An 857-nucleotide genomic window follows, 5' to 3' on the forward strand; every position below is an offset into this window, starting at 1 on the left:
ATTGAGCTATGAACGGGACCTGACCAAGTAGGCCCGGCTTGCCGGGTTAGCGCCTTGCTAACCCGGCGCCCTTCTTGTTGTCTTTCCTTGCCGGGCGGGGAGCTTTCCCCTGCCCTATTCCGACTTGCGATACTGAATCACATAGCTGCGGCTGATGCGGTCGTGCAGCAGATGTCCTTTCATAAAGGCATTCACAATAAAAATCACCTTCCACAAAATACCGGTCAGGCAAAATACAATGATGCGCCCGGCATTGTGTAATGGATGCAATCGCTGTAATCGCCGATTGGTAACACGCATGCCCAGCAATTGTTTCCCTGGTGTGGATTGCATCGGGCTGGATTCCATGATCAGCGCCATCAACAAATAGAGAGGTACGGCCAGTATTATGGCGAGTGGTGCGCCGCTTTCGTCACTGCTGCTGCCGAAACGGTGCAGCACCTCGGCCACAAAAATAGCGCCGACCACCACCAGAAACATGTCCATGGCAAAGGCCAGCATGCGCAGCAAATAACCGCCCATGATCACTTCCTCCGGCGCCACTGGTGGGGGTTTCTTCTTCTGTGCGAACACTCCCTGGCCACCGCGAACGGCCTTGATGGCGTCCTGGTTCAGCGGGGTATCGTCGAGGATACGAAAGAGTGAATCGCAGGTGTCTTCACCAAAATCCTCATTCAGCCAGCGCCGCTGCCCTTCCCAGTTGAACAGCCCGTTCAGGTAACGGACCACCGGGTACGACAGCGACGGCTGACCGGATTGCTGCTGTTCGGTCAACACGGCAAACAGGGCATGGCCGAGCCGGCGGTTAAAAGCGTCGTCCAGTATCAGTGGTGTGCGGGTAAGAAAATGCCAGCAAT

Annotated in this window: 1 protein-coding gene; it reads right to left on the minus strand. The window is 55.8% G+C overall.

The features are described from left to right. Window positions 1–114: 114 nt before the first annotated feature. A partial coding sequence (locus A3730_RS27280; RefSeq protein ID WP_063539350.1) for an RDD family protein occupies window positions 115–857 on the minus strand: 743 nt, incomplete at its 5' end.

This window comes from Alcanivorax sp. HI0044 (assembly GCF_001634945.1).